This is a genomic window from Pseudomonas viciae (assembly GCF_004786035.1).
Lineage (GTDB): Bacteria > Pseudomonadota > Gammaproteobacteria > Pseudomonadales > Pseudomonadaceae > Aquipseudomonas > Aquipseudomonas viciae.
Genome location: NZ_CP035088.1, coordinates 4494824 through 4514606 on the forward strand (window position 1 = coordinate 4494824; position 19783 = coordinate 4514606).

Below are 19783 nucleotides of genomic sequence, written 5' to 3' on the forward strand. Positions count from 1 at the left end.
CCGTCGCGGCGGTAACTGCCAATCGTAGATTGACCGTAAACGGGCACCGGAAATGTGCCGATCAGCAATAGAAGCTTGACTTCTCTTTTCCAATCAGTAACATACGCGCCATTCCGCGATAGCTCAGTTGGTAGAGCAAGTGACTGTTAATCACTGGGTCCCTGGTTCGAGTCCAGGTCGTGGAGCCAAATAGCGACAAGTAAAGCCCCTGAATCGAAAGGTTCAGGGGCTTTTTCGTGGGCGAATAAAAAGCGCTGCTGGTTGAAAAAGCTTGCCGATGTCGCTGCCGGAACAATATTCCGGCGCAAAAAAGGCATTATGGTCTGAATCCTGCTTTCTTTTCCTACAACCCAAGCTGTCACGTGAGCGTCATGACCGCGCCGCAAACTGGTGTGGTCCGTCAACAACAGCTTCATAACAACAAGGACGAAGGTATGCCCACACAAAATCCACACCACATTGTCGGCCTGTGCACCTCCAGCAAGGTGTACAACGCACTGACTGAACTCAAGCACCTGGAAGGCCATCGTAGCGCCAAGTTCCTTTCCCTGCTGGCGGAAAACCTGGTTCGCAAGGGCCTGCTCAACGAGCAGGAAGTGGTGCACATGCTCGATCTTGTCGTCGATTGACCGGCATCGATTCCTACTATTGAGGCAGTTGATTTTTCGTTACCCAGGCTGAGTCGTAAGGTAACCCCATCGATTGATGGAGGTTCCCATGCCCAAGGTTCAAATCATGTCTGTCATTGGCAGTGCCGTCCCCGCCCCACTCCGGGAACGCGGTCTGCTGGCCTGCTGGTATCTGGTGCAGGACGGCGTGACCATCAGCGGTCCGTTGACTTCACTGCCCGCCGCCCAAGCCCTGTCGCAACGCATCGGCCCGTATGTACTGAGTGCCTAGGGCAGTTGTATGCGCGGCGTGCTTTCAACGAACAAAGCCCAACACGACATGAACAGCGCGGCGATCAGCGGCCCGATCACGAAACCGTTCAGCCCGAACACCGCCAGCCCGCCCAGCGTCGAGACCAACACCATGTAGTCGGGCATCTTGGTGTCCTTGCCCACCAGGATCGGTCGCAGGAAGTTGTCCACCAGGCCAATCACGAACACCCCGAACAGCGTCAGCACCACGCCCTGCCAGATCGCCCCGGAAAGCAGGAAATACACCGCCACCGGCGCCCAGACAATGCCCGCCCCCACAGCCGGCAACAGCGACAGGAACGCCATCAGTACCGCCCACGGCAATACCGTCGGGATTCCCAGGATCCAGAAGATCAGCCCGCCCAGCGCGCCCTGGCTGATGGCGACCAGCAGGTTGCCTTTTACCGTGGCCCGCACCACCCGGTTGAATTTCAACTGCAGGCGACGCTTCTGATGTTCAGCCAGGGGAATGGCCATGCGCACTTTGCGCACCAATTCCGGGCCATCTCGCAGGAAGAAAAACAGTAAATAAATCATGACAAAGAAACTGACCAGGAACTGGAACGTCCCCTGACCGAAACTGAAGGCTTGGGTGGCGAAGAATTCACTGCCCTGCATTGCGCTCTTGACGATCTTGTCCCGCAACCCGTTCAGGTTACCCAGGCCGAAGCGATCCAGCAGGTGCTGGAAGTACGGCGGCAAGGCATCCTTGAAACGGGCCAGGTAATCGGCAATGTCCAGTTCTCCGCTTTCCAGGCTCTTGTACAACGCCGCGCCTTCCTGGACCAGCAAGGTGCTGATGATGATCACCGGCAAAATCGCACTGACCACGCAAATGCTCAAGGTGAGGAGCGAGATGACGTTGCGGTGCCAGCCGAACTTCAACTGCAGGCGGCGCTGCATCGGCGCAAAGACGATACCCAGGATCACCGCCCAGAACACCGCGCCGTAAAACGGCAGCAAAATCCAGATGAAAGCGAGGGTGACCAGGATCAACAGCAGCATCTGGGATTTGTTTTGCAGCATCTTTCGATTCATCAGCGTTCCATGTCCAAAGGCGGGATAAACATTAGTCCTCCAGGACTCGCCGGAGTGCCTTCGCGTTTGCCTCCGGCGTTGATCCAAATCAATACCGCCGGGCCGACCGTGGCGTACCCTCGCCGCTTTTTGCGATCTGACGCCACCATGACCCTCGCCGCCCCCGAACTGCTCGCTCCCGCCGGCACCTTGAAAAACATGCGTTACGCCTTTGCCTACGGTGCCGACGCGGTGTACGCCGGCCAGCCGCGCTACAGCCTGCGGGTGCGCAACAACGAATTCGACCACGCCAACCTGGCCCTGGGCATTCGTGAGGCCCAGGCCATGGGCAAGCGGTTCTACGTAGTGGTGAACATTGCCCCGCACAACGCCAAACTGCGCACCTTCCTCAAGGACCTGGAGCCGGTGATCGCCATGGCGCCGGACGCACTGATCATGTCCGACCCTGGGCTGATCATGCTGGTGCGCCAGCACTTCCCCCAGATGCCGATTCACCTGTCGGTGCAGGCCAACACCGTGAATTGGGCGAGCGTCGAGTTCTGGCAGCAGCAGGGTTTGAGCCGGATCATCCTGTCCCGGGAACTGTCCCTGGAGGAAATCGCCGAGATTCGCCAGCAGGTGCCGGCCATGGAGCTGGAAGTGTTCGTCCACGGCGCCCTGTGCATGGCCTACTCAGGGCGTTGCCTGCTGTCGGGCTACCTGAACAAGCGCGACGCCAACCAAGGCAGTTGTACCAACGCCTGCCGCTGGAAATACTCGGCGCAACCGGCGGTGGAAAACGCCGTGGGCGACATCGTGCAAACCTGTCAACCCGAGCCGACCCTGGGCCTCGGCGCGCCCACCGACCAGGTGTTCCTGCTCCAGGAAGCGAATCGCCCGGAAGACTCCATGCCGGCCTTCGAGGACGAGCACGGCACCTACATCATGAACGCCAAGGATCTGCGAGCGGTGCAGCACGTGGAACGGCTGGCCCACATGGGCGTGCACTCGTTGAAGATCGAAGGCCGGACCAAGTCGCACTTCTATTGCGCACGCACCACTCAGGTGTATCGCCGGGCCATCGATGACGCGGTGGCCGGCCGGGAATTTGACCGCAGCCTGATGACTGACCTGGAGTCCCTGGCCCAACGCGGCTACACCGAAGGATTTCTACGGCGCCATGTGCATGATGAGTATCAGAACTACCAGAACGGCAGTTCGGTGTCGGAGCGCCAGCAGTTCGTTGGCGAACTGACCGGCGAACGGCGCGAACGGCTGGCCGAAGTGCGCGTGAAAAACCGCTTCGAATTGGGCGATCACATGGAACTGATGACACCCAAGGGCAACTTTCACTTCGACCTGCATCAGTTGCAGAACGTCAAAGGCCAGAGCATCGACGTGGCGCCGGGGGATGGGCATGTGGTGTACGTGCCGATTCCGGATGCGGTGGATTTGCGGTTCGGGTTGTTGATGCGGGATGTGCGGGAAGCGTAAGGCCGGGACAGTGCTCGCTCCCACAGGTATTTTCAGCCCTCGGCAGGAACTGCCGAAGGCTGCGATCCTCCGCTCCCGATAGGGCCCGGTTGCCCAGGCGAAACATCTGGATCGCGAGCGAAAGATCGCAGCCTTCGGCAGCTCCTGCCACCGGCTTCGGGTCAGATCCGGAACTGCCCCACCAGTTTGCCCAGGCGCTGGCCCAGGTCGGCCAGGCTGCGGGAGGTCTGGGCGCCGAGTTGGGTTTCGTCGGCGACGCTGTCCACCGCCACGGCGATCTGATGCACGCTGCGGTTGATTTCCTCGGCCACGGCGGTCTGTTCTTCGGCAGCACTGGCGATCTGGGCGTTCATCGAGTTGATGGTGCCGATCAACTGCGCCATGGTGTCCAGGGACGCCCCCGCCTCGTTGGCCCGCGCCGACGTGCCGTCACCGGCCTCACTGGAACGGCGCATCGCTTCCACCGCCGCATGGGTACCCGATTGCAGGCGGTCGATCATGCCCTGGATTTCCTGGGTGCTCTGCTGGGTCCGGCTGGCCAGGGCCCGCACTTCATCCGCCACCACCGCGAACCCACGCCCGGCTTCACCGGCACGCGCAGCCTCGATAGCCGCGTTGAGGGCCAGCAGGTTGGTCTGCTCGGCGATCGAACGAATCACCCCAAGCACACTGACAATCGAAGCCACGTCCTGCTGCAGGCTGTCCAGGGACACGCCGCTGCTGCGAATATCGTTCACCAACGCATGAATCTGCTGGATGCTGCCGGCCACCACGCGCTTGGCAGACTGGCCTTCTTCGTCGGTCTGCTGGGCCGCGACGGCGGCGCCCTGGGCGCTGCGGGCCACTTCCTGGGCCGCCGAGGACATCTCGTTGATCGCCGTGGCGACCTGATCGGTTTCGTGACGCTGCCGCTCCATGGCCTGCTCGGAACGCTGGGCCTGCTCGGAGACTTGCGTCACCAGCCCGGTCAGTTGCGAAGTCATTTCGGTGATCTGCCGCACCAGGCCGTGGATCTTGTCGACGAAGCGGTTGAAGGAACCGGCCAGTTGGCCCAGTTCGTCCTGGCTGGTGATCGCCAGGCGGCGCGTCAGGTCGCCCTCGCCGGCCGCGATGTCATCGAGGTTGTCTTTCATCAGATTCAGTGGCCGCAGGATGGTATTGGCCAACAACATCCCCACCACCGCTATCACCAGCAACACCACGGCGGCGATACCGACAATGCTCAGCACCACGCCTTGCAAACGCTCATGGACCTTGGCCTCCACCAGAGCCACCTGGGCTTCGATACCGTCCAGGTTGACCGAGCTGCCGACCGCCATGTCCCACTTGGGCAGGTATTCGGTGTAACCGAGCTTAGGCACCAGGTCCTTGCTGTTGGGCAGTGGCGAGCTGTATTCGAGATAGTGGGTTCCGTCCTTGGCGACTTTTACCAGGTCACGGTTGACGTAGACACCGTTCGGGTCGCGGTTGTCCTTGAAACTCTTGCCCACGCCATCGGGGCTGTTGGCCTTGAACAGACGAATGGTCTCGGAGTCGTAGCCGAAGAAATAGCCATCCTTGCCATAGCTGACGTTCGACAGCAGCTTGATCGCCTGGGCCCGCGCCGCGTTATCGCCCGCGGCGGCGGCATCGTACAACGGCTTGATGGCGGTGAGCCCCACGGCCACGTAATTCTGCAGCGTGGCCTTGGCCTCGCTGAGCAAGCGCTCGCGGGTCTGCTGGACCTCTTTGGTGGCCTGTTCCTTCAGGATGAAAGCCGTGGTCAGGCTGATGATCACGGCGGAGAGCAATACGGGCAGTATTGCCAGGGACAGGACTTTAGCCTTCAGGCTCAGGCGCATGCTGTTCACTCTTGTAAGTTTTATGGCGTGGTTAGCTGTATTAACGGCAAAGCACGGCAAAACTGTAGGACAAGGTGAAAAGGCTTGCCCGAGTGGTCAGTAAACTCATGACTGGCTTTAAAGGCCCCTTCGCGAGCAAGCCCGCTCCCACACTGGCTCGCCGGTGTTCACATATTCTGTGTTCACCGCCGATACAGTGTGGGAGCGGGCTTGCTCGCGAAGGATGCGACTCGGTTCTTGAGCCTTGTTGGATCGGCCTTACAACACCATCGCCGCCACCCAACCAAACGCCAGCAGCGGCAGGTTGTAGTGGATGAATGTCGGGACCACGGTGTCCCAGATGTGGTGATGCTGGCCGTCGATGTTCAGGCCAGAGGTCGGGCCCAGGGTCGAGTCCGAGGCTGGCGAGCCGGCGTCGCCCAGGGCGCCGGCAGTGCCGACGATGCAGACGATCGCCAACGGGCTGAAGCCCAGTTGCAGGCACAGCGGCACGAAAATCGTCGCCAGGATCGGCACCGTGGAAAACGACGAGCCAATGCCCATGGTCACCAGCAGCCCCACCAGCAGCATCAGCAGCGCACCGACACCCTTGTTGTGGCCGATCCAGGCCGCCGAGGTTTCCACCAGGCTCTGGACTTCACCAGTGGCCTTCATCACTTCAGCAAACCCTGAGGCGGCGATCATGATGAAGCCGATCATCGCCATCATTTTCATGCCTTCGGTGAACAGGTCATCAGTCTCGCGCCAGCGCACCACGCCCGATACCGAGAAGATCAGGAACCCGACCAGGGCGCCAATGATCATCGAATCCACCAACAGCTGAATAGCGAACGCCGCCACAATCGCCAGCCCCGCCACCAGCAGGCTCATGGGGTTGTAGCGCACCGCCACTTGCTCGGCCCGGGCGATTTTTTTCAGATCGTAGACGCGTTTTTTGCGGTAGGTAAAAAACGACAGCAGCAAGCCAAACACCATGCCCAGGGCCGGGATGCCCATCGCGTGGGTGATATTGATCCCGCTGATGTCCACGCCACTGCGGGCAACGTTGGCCAGCAGGATTTCATTGAGGAAGATGTTGCCAAAGCCCACAGGTAGAAACATGTAGGGCGTGATCAGGCCGAAGGTCATGACGCAGGCGATCAACCGGCGGTCCAGTTGCAACTTGGTCAGCACATAGAGAAGCGGCGGCACCAGTAGCGGGATGAAGGCGATATGGATCGGCAGAATGTTCTGGGAGGCGACCGCGACCGTTCCCAGCAGACCGATCAAGACCCATTTGACCCCGGAGCCACCGGCGCTGTCCTGGCGATCCACCATGGCCAGGGCTTTGTCAGCCAGGGCGTGGGCCATGCCGGACTTGGCAATCGCCACGGCGAAAGCGCCGAGCAAGGCGTAGGACAATGCCACCGTCGCACCGCCGCCAAGGCCGGCGTTGAACGCTTTGAGCGTCGCCTCGATCCCCAGGCCACCGGTCAAACCGCCCACCAGCGCGCCGATAATCAGCGCGATCACCACATGCACGCGGGACAGGCTGAGCACCAGCATGACGCCAACCGCGGCAATTACTGCATTTATCATCGTTACCTCAAAGCACAGCGATGGAAAGCCACCGGACAAAAAGGTCGCGACTTTGCAGGAAGCGGCGACAAGCTGCAAGGGCCAGGCGACGGGTTTTCACAAGGACTCCAGCCACCACAAACCAATGTGGGAGTGAGCTTGCTCGCGATAGCGGTCTGTCAGTTGATATCGATATCGCGACCCGACGCCATCGCGAGCAAGCTCGCTCCCACAGGGTTAATGCGGATTTCAGCGCTTAGGCAACTCGATCAGCACCTTCAGCCCGCCCCACTCGCTGTCTTGCAGCGCCAACGTGCCGCCCCAGGTGTCGACGATGTCCCGCACAATGCCCAGCCCCAGGCCGTGGCCATCGGTCTGTTCATCCAGCCGCGTGCCGCGGCTGAACACCTGGTCGCGGCGATCCTCGGGAATGCCTGGGCCGTCGTCTTCCACTGCCAGGCTGAAACCGTCGACCGTCTCGATCACCGTCAGGCGCACCTCGGCGTCCGCCCACTTACAGGCGTTGTCCAGCAGGTTGCCCAGCAGTTCCAGCAGGTCTTCTCGATCCCAAGGCAGATGCAGGCCGGGCGGCGCGACGTAACTCAGTTGCAGGTGTTCGCCATGGATCATGTTCAGTGTGGCCAGCAAACCCGGTAGTTCGGCGTCGCAGTCCAGGTGCGCGCCGGGCAACGCATCGCCGGACAACCGGGCACGGTTGAGTTCACGGTTCAGGCGCTGCCGGACCTGTTCCAGTTGCTCGAGCAACAGCTTGCGCAGCTCGGGATACGGGTCGAGCTTCTCGTTCGAAGCCAGGCTTTGCAGCACCGCCAGCGGGGTTTTCAGGGCATGGCCCAGGTTGCCCAATGCATTGCGCGAACGCTTGAGGCTGTCTTCCGTGTGGGCCAGCAAATGGTTGATTTGCGCCACCAGCGGTTCCAGTTCCCGGGGCACCTGCTCGTCGAGTTGCGAACGCTGCCCGCGCTGCAACTGTGCAATTTGCTCACGGGCCCGATCCAGGGGGCGCAAGGCGCGGTGCACGGTGATGCGTTGCAATAGCAGAATCAACAGCAGCCCCGCTAACCCGAGGCCGAGGCCGATCTGCTGCATGCGCCGGAAACTGTCACGCACCGGCGTGTAGTCCTGGGCCACGCTGATGGAAATCGCCTGACCCAGGCGCCGATAGTCGGTGCGCAGCACCAGCAGCTTCTGCCCCTCGGGGCCCAACTGCAGGTTGCTGTGCAGGCCTGGGTGATCGAGCTGAGGCAACTCCTGGTCCCACAGGGAACGGGAGCGCCAGTGCACATCGGCAAAATCGATGCGGAAATAGTGCCCGGAAAATGGCCGTTGATAGGCCGGCGACAAGCGTCGCTCATCCAGTTGCAAACCCTGGGGGCCACGCACCAGGGCCACCAGCAGGTTCTCGCTGTCGTTGCGCAAACCCGCTTCCAGATAACGCTGCAAGCCCAGCTCGAACAGCCACAAACTGGTCTGCGCCAGGACCAGGCCAACCACCACCATCACACCAATCAGGCCCAGGCTCAGGCGCCGCTGGATGGATCTCACTGCGCCAGCCCGCCGAACAGGTAACCCTGGCCGCGACGGGTTTCGATCACGCTGCGTCCCAACTTGCGCCGCAGGTGATTGACGTGCACTTCCAGCACATTGGAATCGCGCTCGGTTTCACCGTCATACAGGTGCTCGGCGAGATGGCTCTTGGAGAGGATTTGCTCGGGGTGCAGCATGAAATAGCGCAACAGACGAAATTCGGCGGCGGTCAGTTGGATCTCTGCACCGTCACGAATCACACATTGCCGGCCTTCGTCCAGATGCAGCCCGGCGGCCTGCAGCGTCGGCTGGTTGGCTTGGCCATGGGAGCGGCGCAACAACGCCTGGACCCGCAGGTGCAGCTCTTCGGGATGAAAAGGTTTGGTCAGGTAATCGTCGGCCCCGGCCTTGAGGCCTTCGATGCGCTCGGCCCAGGAGCCACGTGCGGTGAGGATCAGCACGGGCGTGCCCAGGCCGCCGGCGCGCCATTGGGCCAGCACCTCAAGCCCCGGCACACCCGGCAGGCCGAGATCGAGGATGATCAGGTCGTAAGGCTCGCTGCTGCCTTGATACACCGCATCGCGACCGTCGGCGAGCCAATCGACGGCATAGCCCTGTCGTGTCAGCCCGGCCATCAGTTCGTCGGCCAGGGGAACGTGATCTTCCACCAGAAGCAGGCGCATCAGTCTTCCTTATCTTTGAGTAAGCGGCCGGTCGCGGCTTCCAGGTCCAGTTCACGCACTACGCCATCGGTATCCAGCAACTCGACCTCGTAAATGTAGACGCCGTGTTTCTCTTCCAGCTCGGCCTCCAGCAACTTGGCGCCGGGGTGAAGATCCAGTGCTTGCTGGAGCAAATGCTCCAGCGGCAGGATCACGCCTTGCTGGCGCAGTTGCAGGGCCTCGTCCTGGTCCAGGTCTCGGGCCATGGCCACCGAACAGAGCGCCAGCAGCGCCAGCGTCCATCGGCTGCGGGCGCATAAATTAAGCTTCATTACGTATCCTGATGATTCTTGAGCACATCGCCGTTGGCGGCGTCCAATTCCAGGTCCCACTCAATGCCTTTCGCATCGCGCAGGTCTACCTGATAAATGTACCTGCCGTACTCTTCTTCCAGCTCGGTATCGGCCAAGGTGGCGCCAGGGTGTTTGGACAAGACAATGGCGTTGAGTTTTTCAATGGACAGAATGGTACCAGCGTCTTGCAGTTTGCGGGCTTCGTCGTCTTTGAGGTCTCGTGCGTGAGCCAGGCCAGCGCTGAGGGCCATGAGGGTCGCGATGAAAAAGGCAGTCAGGCGGTTCATGGGTTGTCTCCTTTTTATAATCTTTAACCGGGGGGACTGTAGCGGGGTGAACTTAACTGAAACTGAATTGCCATCATCCAACCCAGATCAATGTGGGAGCTCGCTCGCGATAGCGCCCGTTCAGTCACATCAATATCAACTGACAGACCGCCATCGCGAGCAAGCTCGCTCCCACAGGGTTTTGTGTCGCTATAATTGTCCGCTAATTTGCATCCGAGACCGGTATGACCGCCATCCACATCAAGTTCCCCGCCCTTACCCTCAAGGCTGGCCCCCGAGCCTTTGCGCGAATCCGCGAGGCCGGCCTGAACGCTGCCGACGTCGGCATTCTGCCAGGCGCTGCGGGTGGGCCCAAGGCCTTGGGTATTCAGGGGCTGGACCTGGCTTTGTTTGGCCAATGGCTGCCTGCCGCGCCCCGGGAGCGCTCGCTGATCGGGGCTTCGGTAGGTTCCTGGCGCTTCGCCAGCGCTTGCCTGCCGAATGCCGCCGAGGGAATCCGGCGCCTGGGCAGCTTGTACAACGAACAGAGCTTTGCCAAAGGCGTGACCATGGCCGGGGTCAGCCAGAGCTCGCAACGCATGCTCGATGACTTGCTCGAAGGCCGCGACAGCTCGATCCTCGATAACCCGCATTACCGGCTCAACATCATGGTGGTCAAAAGCCACGGCCGTCTGGCCCTGGATCATCGCGGGCAGCTCGGCCTGGGCTTATCGTCGGTGATCGCCGACAACCTGCGAGGCCGTGCGCGGTTGTCGCGGCATTTCGAACGGCTGATCATCCATGACCCACGCCTGGCCCCGCCACTGCATCCGTTGAAGGATTTTCCGTCACGTTTCGTTCCGTTGCAGGCCGACAACTTGCGCCAGGCGTTACTGGCGTCAGGCTCGATCCCGATGGTGATGGAAGGCGTGCGCGACCTGCCGGGCGCCGGTGCCGGCACCTACCGTGACGGCGGCCTGTTGGACTATCACCTTGACCTGCCTTACAGCGGCGAGGACATCGTGCTCTATCCGCACTTCACCGACCGGGTCATTCCCGGCTGGTTCGACAAGGGTTTGCCCTGGCGCCGGGGCAACGTCGAACGCTTGCAGGACGTACTGTTGCTGGCGCCGTCCCGTGAATACCTGGCGCGCCTGCCCTACGGCAAACTGCCGGACCGCAATGACTTCAAGCGCTTCATGGGCGATGACCCGAGCCGTCGCAAGTACTGGCGCACGGCGATGGACGAGAGCCGGCGGCTCGGTGATGAGTTCCTCGAGCTGAGTGCCAACGGCGGGTTGGGCGAGCGTTTGCTGACCCTTTAGTCAGCACGGTCGCGCAACGCCGTTATCAAACTGATAAACTCCGCCGCCTGCCTCGCGACCGCTACCTTAAAGAGCCCGAACCTGTGGAAATTTTCAAAGAATTCACCTTCGAATCCGCCCACCGCCTGCCCCACGTGCCGGAAGGCCACAAGTGCGGGCGCCTGCACGGTCACTCCTTCAAGGTGGCGATCCACCTGAGCGGCGACATCGACCCACACACCGGCTGGATCCGTGACTTCTCGGAGATCAAGGCGATCTTCAAGCCGCTCTACGAGCGCCTCGACCACAACTACCTCAACGACATCCCTGGCCTGGAAAACCCTACCAGCGAAGTCCTGGCCAAGTGGATCTGGAATGAGTTGAAACCGCTGCTGCCGGAACTCAGCGCCATTCGCATCCATGAGACGTGCACCAGCGGATGCATCTATCACGGGGAATAACCATTCCCCTTGTGACAAGGGAGCTTCCTGTGGCGAGGGTGTCTCCCCTGCTGAATCGCCTGGCCTATGCTCTATCCCCTGAGCCATTCTCAGTGGAGCATCGATCATGACCAACTGGCCACTGGATCACGCATACGACTTCAACGGGCCCCCCATCCGCTACGCCATCCACGGCGAAGGCCCGCCGCTGGTGTTTGTCCACGGCACGCCCTTCTCTTCCTGCGTATGGCACCGAAGGGCCTGTATCCCGGCGTGCGCTGCCCGACGCAGATTCTCTGGGGCGAGGATGACCAGTGGATCCCCATCGAGCGTGGCCGGGCCTTGCACAAGCTGATTCCCGGCGCGCAGTTCCACCCGGTTCCGAATGCCGGGCATCTGGTCCAGGAGGTTGCGCCGGAGGCCATCGTCGCAGCGGTGTTGCGCTTTTTGACCTGAACCTGTGGGAGCGAGCTTGCTCGCGATAGCAGTCTGTCAGTTGACATCGATATGGCTGACCCGACGCCATCGCGAGCAAGCTCGCTCCCACAGAGAGATTCATCGCTGATGAGATCTGTGTTCCAACTTGAATCACCGCCGCACCGCTTTCGCCCTCTTCCCCCACCCAAGTCCAAAGATTGTCTATAAATAACCTCGCGATCACTCGTTTGGCACGGCCACTGCACACTTGCGATACCCCCTCATCCGCAAGGACCGCCACATGACTCAGAACGATCCGGGCAACGATTACCCTTTGAGCGAAGTCCCGATGCATGCCCGCAAGGGCTTGGCCTCCACGGCCATGGTGCTGCTGGGCTTCACCTTTTTCACCGCCACAATGTTTGCCGGTGGCAAGCTGGGGGTGGCGTTCGGTTTTGCCGAAATGCTCACCGTGATTGTGATTGGCAATCTGTTGCTGGGCCTGTATGCGGCGGGCCTGGGTTACATCGCCTTCAAGAGCGGGCTCAACTCAGTGCTGATGGGTCGCTTCTGTTTCGGCGAGGTGGGCAGCAAGCTCAGCGACTTGATCCTGGGCTTTACCCAGATCGGCTGGTACGCCTGGGGCACGGCGACGGCCGCCGTGGTGCTGGGCAAGTATTTCGAGTTGAGCGAGAGCTCCGTGCTCGGCTTGATGGTGCTCTTCGGCCTGGGGTTCTGCGCCACGGCCTACATCGGTTATCGCGGCTTGGAAATCCTCTCCTACCTTGCCGTGCCGGCCATGATGTTGCTGCTGATGCTGTCGATGTGGGTGGCGACGGTGAAGGTCGGCGGCCTCGATGGCTTGCTGGCGATAGTGCCGACGGGCAGCCTCGATTGGTCCACCGCCATCACGCTGGTGTTCGGCACCTTCGTCAGCGGCGCGACCCAGGCGACCAACTGGACGCGGTTTTCCCGCTCGGCGAAGGTCGCGGTGCTGGCGAGCCTGATTGGCTTCTTCCTCGGCAACGGCCTGATGGTGCTGATCGGCGCCTACGGGGCGATCGTCTATCAACAGCCGGACGTGGTCGAAGTGCTGCTGTTGCAGGGTTTCGCCATGGCGGCGATGGCGATGCTGCTGCTCAACATCTGGAGCACCCAGGACAACACCATCTACAACTTCGCCGTGGCCGGTTGCAACCTGCTGCGCACCCGTCGACGCAAGGCCGTGACCCTGGGCGGCGCAGTAATCGGCACGCTGCTGGCGCTGCTGGGCATGTACGACCTGCTGGTGCCGTACCTGATTCTGCTGGGCACGGTGATCCCCCCCATTGGCGGCGTGATCATGGCCGATTTCTTCTTCCGCTGGCGCGGGCGCTATCCACGCCTGGCCGACGCGCGACTGCCGGCGTTCAACTGGCCCGGGCTGTTGGCTTATGGGGTCGGCACCCTCGCCGCGTTCAATTCGCCATGGGTCGCGCCACTGGTAGGAATCGCTGCCGGCGCGCTAACGTATGTGCTATTGATCGGCGTACTGGGAATTCGCGCCACCAACGCCCCCCTACAAGATCTTTAAGAAGGACTCGCTTGATGCACATCATCAACGCCCGCCTGCGCAACCGCGAAGGCTTGCATGAACTGCACCTGGAAAACGGCCTGATCGCCAACATCGCCCGCCAGACCGAAGCCCCAAGCCTCGGCCCGGAAGACCTCGACGCTGGCGGCAACCTGGTGGTGCCGCCCTTCGTCGAACCGCATATCCACCTGGACGCGACCCTCACCGCCGGCGAGCCGCGCTGGAACATGAGCGGCACGCTGTTCGAAGGTATCGAGTGCTGGGGCGAGCGCAAGGCGACGATCACCGAGGAAGACACCAAGACTCGCGCCAAGAAAACCATCCAGACCCTCGCCGCCCACGGCATCCAGCATGTGCGCACTCACGTCGACGTGACCGACCCCGAACTCACGGCCCTCAAGGCGATGCTGCAAGTGCGCGAGGAAAGCCGTCACCTGATCGACATGCAGATCGTCGCGTTTCCCCAGGAAGGCATCGAGTCCTACCGCAATGGCCGCGAGCTGATGGAAGAAGCGATCCGCATGGGCGCCGACGTGGTGGGCGGCATTCCACATTTCGAGTACACCCGCGATCAGGGCGTCAGCTCGGTGAAGTTCCTGATGGACCTGGCCGAACGCACCGGCTGCCTGGTGGATGTGCACTGCGACGAAACCGACGACCCGCACTCGCGTTTCCTTGAGGTGCTCGCCGAAGAAGCCCGCAGCCGCGACATGGGCGCGCGGGTCACGGCCAGCCACACCACGGCGATGGGCTCCTACGACAACGCCTACTGCGCCAAACTGTTCCGCCTGCTCGGGCATTCGGGCATCAGCTTCGTCTCTTGCCCCACCGAGAGCATTCACCTGCAAGGGCGCTTCGATACCTTCCCCAAACGCCGCGGCGTCACCCGAGTCAATGAACTGCTCGAGGCCGGGATGAACGTGTGCTTCGGCCAGGACTCCATCGTCGACCCGTGGTACCCCTTGGGTAACGGCAACATCCTGCGGGTACTCGAAGCCGGCCTGCACATCTGCCACATGCTCGGCTACCGCAACCTGCAGAGCGCCCTCGACCTGGTCACCGACAACAGCGCCAAGGCCATGGCCCTGGGCGAACGCTACGGGCTGGAACCGGGGCGCCCGGCGAACCTGCTGATCCTCTCGGCGGACAGTGATTACGAAGTGATCCGCAGCCAGGGCTTGCCGCTGTACTCGATTCGTAACGGTGAAGTACTGATGAAACGGCAGATGCCGGTGGTGGAGTTTGCGCAGCAGTTGGGCTGATGTTCCCTGAGGGAGCAGCTTGCTTGCGATAGCGGTCAGTTGCATTGACGTTGAATCTATCGCCGTCTTCGCGAGCAAGCCCGCTCCCACAGTTGATCTTTAGTGGACACAGACTCAGCGCACGACACAGATCCATTGTGGGAGCGGGCTTGCTCGCGAAGGCATCATCAGTCGCACCACAGGACCATCTGGAATATAGAAAGCTAAGGCACGGACTTAGCCGTACCAAACAACCTGACCCGCATCAGCTCGCCGGCCTGCTCCTCCAACAAAATCGGCGCAATCCCCCCCGGCATCACCACACTCACCGGCCCCGCCTGCACCCAACCCACCCGCCACGCAGCACTGGCCACCGCACTGGCGCTGGTGCCCGAGGACGCGGTGGGACCTTCGCCCCGTTCAAACACCCGGGCAACGATCCGCCCTTCGGCTTCGCGCCAGGCCCATTGCAGATTCACCCCCGCCGGGCACGGAACCCCTGCGCCAGCGGGCGCCGCATAAGCGATGCGGGTCAGGCTTTGCGACAACGGCGAGGCACGCATTTGTGCGTTGCTCGGCAGCGCCTCGGCCCCATCCACCAGAGTCACGCAATGCGGATTGCCAATGTTCACGAATTGACTGTTGCCCCATGCCGGGTTCAACCCATGGAGCACCGTCACCCGACTGACCTCACGCTGATTGAACACCACGCGCTCCACGCTTTGGGCAGCGACGGTCTGAGGTCCAAATAGGGGTCTTCCCAAGTCCAGCCAGAAGCCCTGCACACCCTCGAACTCAGCTGACCGCACCGACGTGTGCAGCGGCGACAAGCCCTGGTGTTTGTCGTGGTGCACCTGCAACAAGCAATCCCCCTCGCTCGACATCAAGCCTTGCTCTTTCAGCGCCTGGGAGAAAATGGTCAGGCCGTTGCCGCTGCGCTCGGCCAGGGTGCCGTCGGTGTTGACGATCAAAACGTCAAAGGGCGGTTCGTTCTGGAACGGGCCGATCAACAGACCGTCGCTGCGATGGGCCTTGGCATCCGGCGGTGCTTCGCCCGGCGGCCAACTGCAGAACGCCTGCACCGCAGCCATGGCCCAGGCCTCGCGCCGCCGTGCAGCCAGGGCGGCTGACGACGGCAGGTCAATGCCCTGGTCACGCACCTGTTGCGGTGAAACGACGCCATAAATATTGCCGCGTGCATCATAAAACTGCGTCATGGACCAGACTCGGAATCAGCCAGCAAGGGCCGGTACTTTATGCTGGCACAGGCTGTGGGAGCAAAGCCTGCGCTTTGATCGGCACCTTGGGGTCGCGGCACGGTCAGTGGATATGCAAGCATAGGCCCCCTGCCCGCACCAACGCACCGCACGCAAGCCAAGGACGTTTCATGACTGCCATTACGCCGCCACCCACCTTCATCCCCGGACGCCTGGAACAGATGTCCACCCGCATCGCCTACCTCATCGCGGGTATCGGCATCGCCGCCTGGGCGCCGCTGGTGCCTTACGCCAAAGTGCGGGCAAACCTGGATGAGGGCACCCTCGGCTTGCTGTTGCTGTGCCTGGGGGTGGGGTCGATTCTGGCGATGCCGATTTCCGGTGCGTTGGCGGCACGGTTCGGTTGCCGTCGGGTGCTCAGCGGCGGCACCATCCTGATCTGCCTGGCGTTGCCGTTGCTGGCGACGATGACCTCCCTGCCCTGGCTGGTGGCTGCCTTGTTTTTGTTTGGCGCCGGCCTCGGCACCGTGGACTCGACCGTGAATCTGCAGGCGGTGATTGTCGAGCGCGCCAGTGGCAAGACCATGATGTCGGGTTTCCACGGCATGTTCAGCCTCGGTGGGATCATTGGCGCGGCGGGCGTGAGCGCCCTGCTCGGCCTCGGGCTTTCGCCGCTGGGGGCAACGCTGGTGGTCAACGCGGTGCTGCTGGTGGCGCTGTTCAAAGCGGCGCCGCATCTGCTGCCCTACGGCAGTGAAAGCTCGGGACCGGCGTTTGCCATTCCCCACGGCGTGGTGCTGTTCATTGGCATCCTGTGCTTCATCGTATTCCTCGCCGAAGGGGCGGTGCTGGATTGGAGCGCAGTGTTCCTGACCGCCGAGCGTGGTGTGGAGACCGCCTATGCCGGCCTGGGCTATGCCGCGTTCGCGCTGACCATGACCGTCGGCCGGCTGACGGGGGATTCGGTGGTGCGTCGCCTGGGCGCCAAACGCGTGATCATTTACGGTGGCGCGATTGCGGCGGCAGGGTTCCTGCTGGCGACCCTCGCGCCGATGTGGCAAGCGGCACTGTTGGGTTATGCGTTGGTGGGGGCCGGGTGTTCGAACATCGTGCCGGTGCTGTACACCGCCGTCGGCAAACAGACCCTGATGCCGGAAGCCATCGCCGTACCGGCCATCACCACCATCGGTTATGCCGGCATCCTCGCCGGCCCGGCGCTGATCGGGTTTGTCGCCCATGGCAGCAGTCTGAGCTTTGCCTTCGGGCTGATTGCGCTGTCGCTGGTGGCAGTGGCATTCAGCGGCAAAGTGTTGAAAGTCTGAATATTCCCCGACTGGACCGTAGGAGCAGTCGAGTGCAACGAGGCTGCGATCTTTCCCCAGACAATTGAATCTCAAGCGAAAGATCAAAAGATCGCAGCCTTCGGCAGCTCCTACACAGGGCGGCTATCAGAACCCCACACTGGCCTGCACGAAGAACGTACGCGGTGCACCCACATACAGGCCCGAATTGTTGTCGCTGGAGCGGGTGTAGTACTGGTGATCGAACAGGTTCTTCACCCCGGCGCCGAGTTTCAGGTTCGACAGTTGCTCACCGAAGTCATAACCGGCGCGCACGTTCCAGAGCACATAGCCCGGCATGTCGCCGTACTGCCCGTCAGCGGTGCCGTCGGTGATGTAGTCACCGCTGAAACTGCCATCGGCGTTCACGCCGGTACCCGGCGAGCGCTGTTTCGACTGGGCGAAGGCATCGAGGTTGTAGGTCCAGCGGTTGACGTCATAGCGCAAGCCCAGGTTCACCACCTGACGGGAATAGAACGGCAGGTCGCGGCCCTTGAAGCTCGGGATCTGGCCTTCATAGGTCGCGCGGGTGTAGGTGAAACCGGCATTGGCGGTGAGGCCTTCGAGGCGTGGGTCCAGGGCAGCCATGTCGTAATGCACCGAAGCTTCCAGGCCCTGGTGCTTGGTCGCACCCAGGTTGGTCCAGCCCACGTCGTTGCTGATGTACTGCAACTCGTCGTCGAAGTCGATGTAGAACAGCGTCACTTCCCCGCCCCACACGTCATCGTTGTAGCGCGTACCGATCTCGTAGGTCTTGGCCTTTTCCGGGCTCAGGCCATTGGCGGTGTTGTTGCCGTCGCCGCCCTGGCCGAGCTGGAAGTATTGCAGGCTGCCAAATGACGTCTCGTAGTTGGCGAACAGCTTCCACGCATCGGACAAGTGATACATCACGCTCAGGGCCGGCAGCGGTTCGTTGCTATCGATGCTGCGGCGTTTTTCCTGCACCGGGCGGCCGGCGGTGTCGAGCACGGGGCGGTCATGCCACTGGGTGCTGATGCTTTCGAAGCGGATCCCCGGGGTGATGGTCCATTTGCCGATATCGATCTTGTCGTCGATGTAAACCGCATGGGCTTCAGTGCCGCCAGTGCGGTCCTGGTAAACGTGACCGTCGGAGCCCGGACGTACCACCGGCTCGTTGTTACGCAACGCCAAGCGGCTGGCTTCTTCGTGCATGCCTTCCTTGAGGTAGCGATAACCAACGCTGACCTCCTGGGTGGTTGGTCCCAGGTCGAACACGTGGGACACCCGAGGCTCGATGCCGAAGGTGTAATAAGTGCGCGGGGAGGACGCCAGGTTGCGCTGGTCCCGGGAGGCGATGGTGCTGCCACGGTAGCTGTCGGAGTAATACGTCAGCACTTCGGCCTGGGTGCGGTCGTCGATCTGGCGCAGCCACTTGAACGACACATCCTTGCGTCGCCCGCTGAAGTTGTCCCAGTCGCGGTCGGACTGGTACGGGTCGGCGTCGTATTGCTTCTGGGTCAGGCCACCGGGCATGTCGGCCTTGGCGTCGTAGTAATGGAAGTTCAGCGAGAAATCGTCCACATCGGTGGGCGCCCAGTGGGTCTTGAGGATGACGTCGTCGATGTCGTTGTCATTGTTGCTTCGGCGATAACCGTTGCCATTGACGCCCGAATACAACAGCGCAACGCCCAGGCCATTGTCCGCCGTACCGCCGAGGAACGCCGTGTCGATATGTTTCCAGCCGCCGCGCTGGGAGGTTTCCAGGGTGGTGCCGATTTCGCCGGTGGCTTTTTCCGGAGTCGCCCGGGTCACGAAGTTGATCACCCCGCCGACGTTCTGCGGCCCGTAGCGCACGGACCCGGCGCCGCGCACCACGTCGATGCTGTCCAGGTTGCCCGAGGAGATCGGCGCCATGGACAGTTGCGGCTGGCCATAAGGGGCGAACGCGGCCGGTACGCCGTCGATCAACACCGTGGAGCGTGGCGACAAGCGCGAGGTGAGGCCACGCACGCCGACGTTCAGGGAGATGTCGCTGCCACCGGTGCCATTGGCCTCCTGCACCTGCACACCGGGCACACGCCGTAGCACATCGCCAACGTTCATGGCGCCCTGCTCCACCATCGCTTCGCGGCGAATCACCGTACGCGCGCCCGGATGGTTCTGCACCACTTCGGCATTGGCATCGCCGAGCCAGTCGCCGACCACCTGAATTTCCGTAGCCCCCAGTTCCATGGGGCCAGCGCTGGACGCCGCTGGCGCCGGCAGCACGGTTACCGAACCTTCATCGATCTGGTATTGCAGGCCGCTGCCCTGCAGTAGTTGGCGCAACGCCGCTTCCGGCGACAAGGTGCCGTCCACCGCCGGGGCTTGTTTGCCAGCGACCAGCTCGGGGCTGAAGAACACCTGTAACGAGGTCTGCTGGCCGAGTTGGCTCAGGGCCTGGCCCAGCGGCTGCGCCTGGATGTGAATGTTGCTGGGCGCCTGCTCGGCGAACGCCTGGGGCAGCGCGGCGCTGACGGCCAGGGTCAGGGCCAGTGGCAACCAGCGGGCCGGGGTGTTTTGGGTAGTGGTTTTCACGTCGAACCTTGTCCTGTTGAATCGCAAGAATACGCGTCTGTTAATGCAAACCAGTTGC

The 19783-nt window shown here is 62.0% G+C and carries 18 protein-coding genes, 1 tRNA gene and 1 pseudogene; 10 read left to right on the forward strand and 10 right to left on the reverse strand.

The window, feature by feature from the left end:
* Positions 1 to 112: 112 nt before the first annotated feature.
* The 3 genes from EPZ47_RS19575 (at position 113) to EPZ47_RS19585 (ending at position 900) form a co-directional block, all read left to right on the forward strand.
* Positions 113 to 188: transfer RNA gene (locus EPZ47_RS19575), tRNA-Asn, on the forward strand.
* Positions 189 to 434: 246 nt separating this feature from the next.
* On the forward strand, positions 435 to 629 hold the full coding sequence (locus tag EPZ47_RS19580) for a hypothetical protein (RefSeq protein WP_135846312.1): 195 nt from the start codon (positions 435 to 437) through the stop codon (positions 627 to 629).
* 88 nt (positions 630 to 717) lie between these two features.
* Positions 718 to 900, forward strand: coding sequence for a hypothetical protein (locus EPZ47_RS19585; protein ID WP_135846313.1), 183 nt, complete (start codon positions 718 to 720; stop codon positions 898 to 900).
* On the opposite strand, the gene EPZ47_RS19590 is transcribed toward EPZ47_RS19585, so the two are convergent.
* Complete coding sequence (locus tag EPZ47_RS19590; protein WP_135846314.1) at positions 897 to 1958, reverse strand: AI-2E family transporter; 1062 nt, start codon at positions 1956 to 1958, stop codon at positions 897 to 899. The genes EPZ47_RS19585 and EPZ47_RS19590 overlap by 4 nt on opposite strands.
* A gap of 147 nt (positions 1959 to 2105) precedes the next feature.
* On the opposite strand from EPZ47_RS19590, the gene trhP reads away from it, so the two are divergent.
* Positions 2106 to 3431 (forward strand): prephenate-dependent tRNA uridine(34) hydroxylase TrhP, encoded by a 1326-nt coding sequence (gene trhP, locus EPZ47_RS19595; RefSeq protein WP_135848041.1) that lies wholly within the window; start codon positions 2106 to 2108, stop codon positions 3429 to 3431.
* A gap of 161 nt (positions 3432 to 3592) precedes the next feature.
* Here the strand turns inward: trhP and EPZ47_RS30905 are convergent, their stop codons facing one another.
* From EPZ47_RS30905 to EPZ47_RS19630, 7 genes and pseudogenes are all read right to left on the reverse strand, one after another.
* On the reverse strand, positions 3593 to 4414 hold the full coding sequence (locus EPZ47_RS30905) for a methyl-accepting chemotaxis protein (protein ID WP_406550186.1): 822 nt from the start codon (positions 4412 to 4414) through the stop codon (positions 3593 to 3595).
* A gap of 36 nt (positions 4415 to 4450) precedes the next feature.
* Positions 4451 to 5272: pseudogene (locus EPZ47_RS30910) on the reverse strand (cache domain-containing protein); the annotation flags it as partial.
* A 258-nt stretch (positions 5273 to 5530) separates the two neighbouring features.
* Positions 5531 to 6847, reverse strand: coding sequence for a Na+/H+ antiporter family protein (locus tag EPZ47_RS19610; RefSeq protein ID WP_178084320.1), 1317 nt, complete (start codon positions 6845 to 6847; stop codon positions 5531 to 5533).
* Positions 6848 to 7078: 231 nt separating this feature from the next.
* The gene (locus EPZ47_RS19615; protein WP_135846318.1) at positions 7079 to 8392 is read right to left on the reverse strand and encodes a sensor histidine kinase; all 1314 of its coding nucleotides are present in this window, start codon (positions 8390 to 8392) and stop codon (positions 7079 to 7081) included.
* Positions 8389 to 9057 carry a response regulator transcription factor gene (locus tag EPZ47_RS19620; protein ID WP_135846319.1) on the reverse strand — a complete coding sequence of 223 codons (669 nt, stop codon included), beginning with the start codon at positions 9055 to 9057 and terminating at the stop codon, positions 8389 to 8391. Before EPZ47_RS19620 ends, EPZ47_RS19615 begins: the two co-directional genes overlap by 4 nt.
* Positions 9057 to 9368 (reverse strand): PepSY domain-containing protein, encoded by a 312-nt coding sequence (locus EPZ47_RS19625; protein ID WP_135846320.1) that lies wholly within the window; start codon positions 9366 to 9368, stop codon positions 9057 to 9059. Before EPZ47_RS19625 ends, EPZ47_RS19620 begins: the two co-directional genes overlap by 1 nt.
* A complete protein-coding gene (locus EPZ47_RS19630; RefSeq protein ID WP_135846321.1) occupies positions 9368 to 9676 on the reverse strand; it encodes a PepSY domain-containing protein in 309 nt (102 codons plus the stop codon). The genes EPZ47_RS19625 and EPZ47_RS19630 overlap by 1 nt, the downstream gene beginning before the upstream one ends.
* Before the next feature lie 224 nt (positions 9677 to 9900).
* Here EPZ47_RS19630 and EPZ47_RS19635 point away from each other — a divergent pair, with 224 nt between their 5' ends.
* The 5 genes from EPZ47_RS19635 (at position 9901) to codA (ending at position 14651) form a co-directional block, all read left to right on the forward strand.
* A complete protein-coding gene (locus tag EPZ47_RS19635) occupies positions 9901 to 10980 on the forward strand; it encodes a patatin-like phospholipase family protein (RefSeq protein ID WP_135846322.1) in 1080 nt (359 codons plus the stop codon).
* 83 nt (positions 10981 to 11063) lie between these two features.
* Positions 11064 to 11420 carry a 6-carboxytetrahydropterin synthase QueD gene (gene queD, locus EPZ47_RS19640; protein WP_025212792.1) on the forward strand — a complete coding sequence of 119 codons (357 nt, stop codon included), beginning with the start codon at positions 11064 to 11066 and terminating at the stop codon, positions 11418 to 11420.
* Between the two features lie 66 nt (positions 11421 to 11486).
* Positions 11487 to 11855, forward strand: a complete 369-nt coding sequence (locus EPZ47_RS30915) for an alpha/beta fold hydrolase (RefSeq protein WP_420825042.1) — start codon at positions 11487 to 11489, stop codon at positions 11853 to 11855.
* A 262-nt stretch (positions 11856 to 12117) separates the two neighbouring features.
* Complete coding sequence (gene codB, locus EPZ47_RS19650; protein WP_135846323.1) at positions 12118 to 13389, forward strand: cytosine permease; 1272 nt, start codon at positions 12118 to 12120, stop codon at positions 13387 to 13389.
* A 14-nt stretch (positions 13390 to 13403) separates the two neighbouring features.
* Positions 13404 to 14651 (forward strand): cytosine deaminase, encoded by a 1248-nt coding sequence (codA, locus tag EPZ47_RS19655; protein WP_135846324.1) that lies wholly within the window; start codon positions 13404 to 13406, stop codon positions 14649 to 14651.
* 203 nt (positions 14652 to 14854) lie between these two features.
* On the opposite strand, the gene EPZ47_RS19660 is transcribed toward codA, so the two are convergent.
* Positions 14855 to 15847, reverse strand: a complete 993-nt coding sequence (locus tag EPZ47_RS19660; protein WP_135846325.1) for a diaminopimelate epimerase — start codon at positions 15845 to 15847, stop codon at positions 14855 to 14857.
* Between the two features lie 170 nt (positions 15848 to 16017).
* On the opposite strand from EPZ47_RS19660, the gene EPZ47_RS19665 reads away from it, so the two are divergent.
* Positions 16018 to 17169 (forward strand): MFS transporter, encoded by a 1152-nt coding sequence (locus tag EPZ47_RS19665; RefSeq protein ID WP_135846326.1) that lies wholly within the window; start codon positions 16018 to 16020, stop codon positions 17167 to 17169.
* A 126-nt stretch (positions 17170 to 17295) separates the two neighbouring features.
* Here EPZ47_RS19665 and EPZ47_RS19670 read toward each other — a convergent pair whose 3' ends face one another.
* On the reverse strand, positions 17296 to 19725 hold the full coding sequence (locus tag EPZ47_RS19670) for a TonB-dependent siderophore receptor (protein WP_135846327.1): 2430 nt from the start codon (positions 19723 to 19725) through the stop codon (positions 17296 to 17298).
* Positions 19726 to 19783 lie beyond the last annotated feature (58 nt).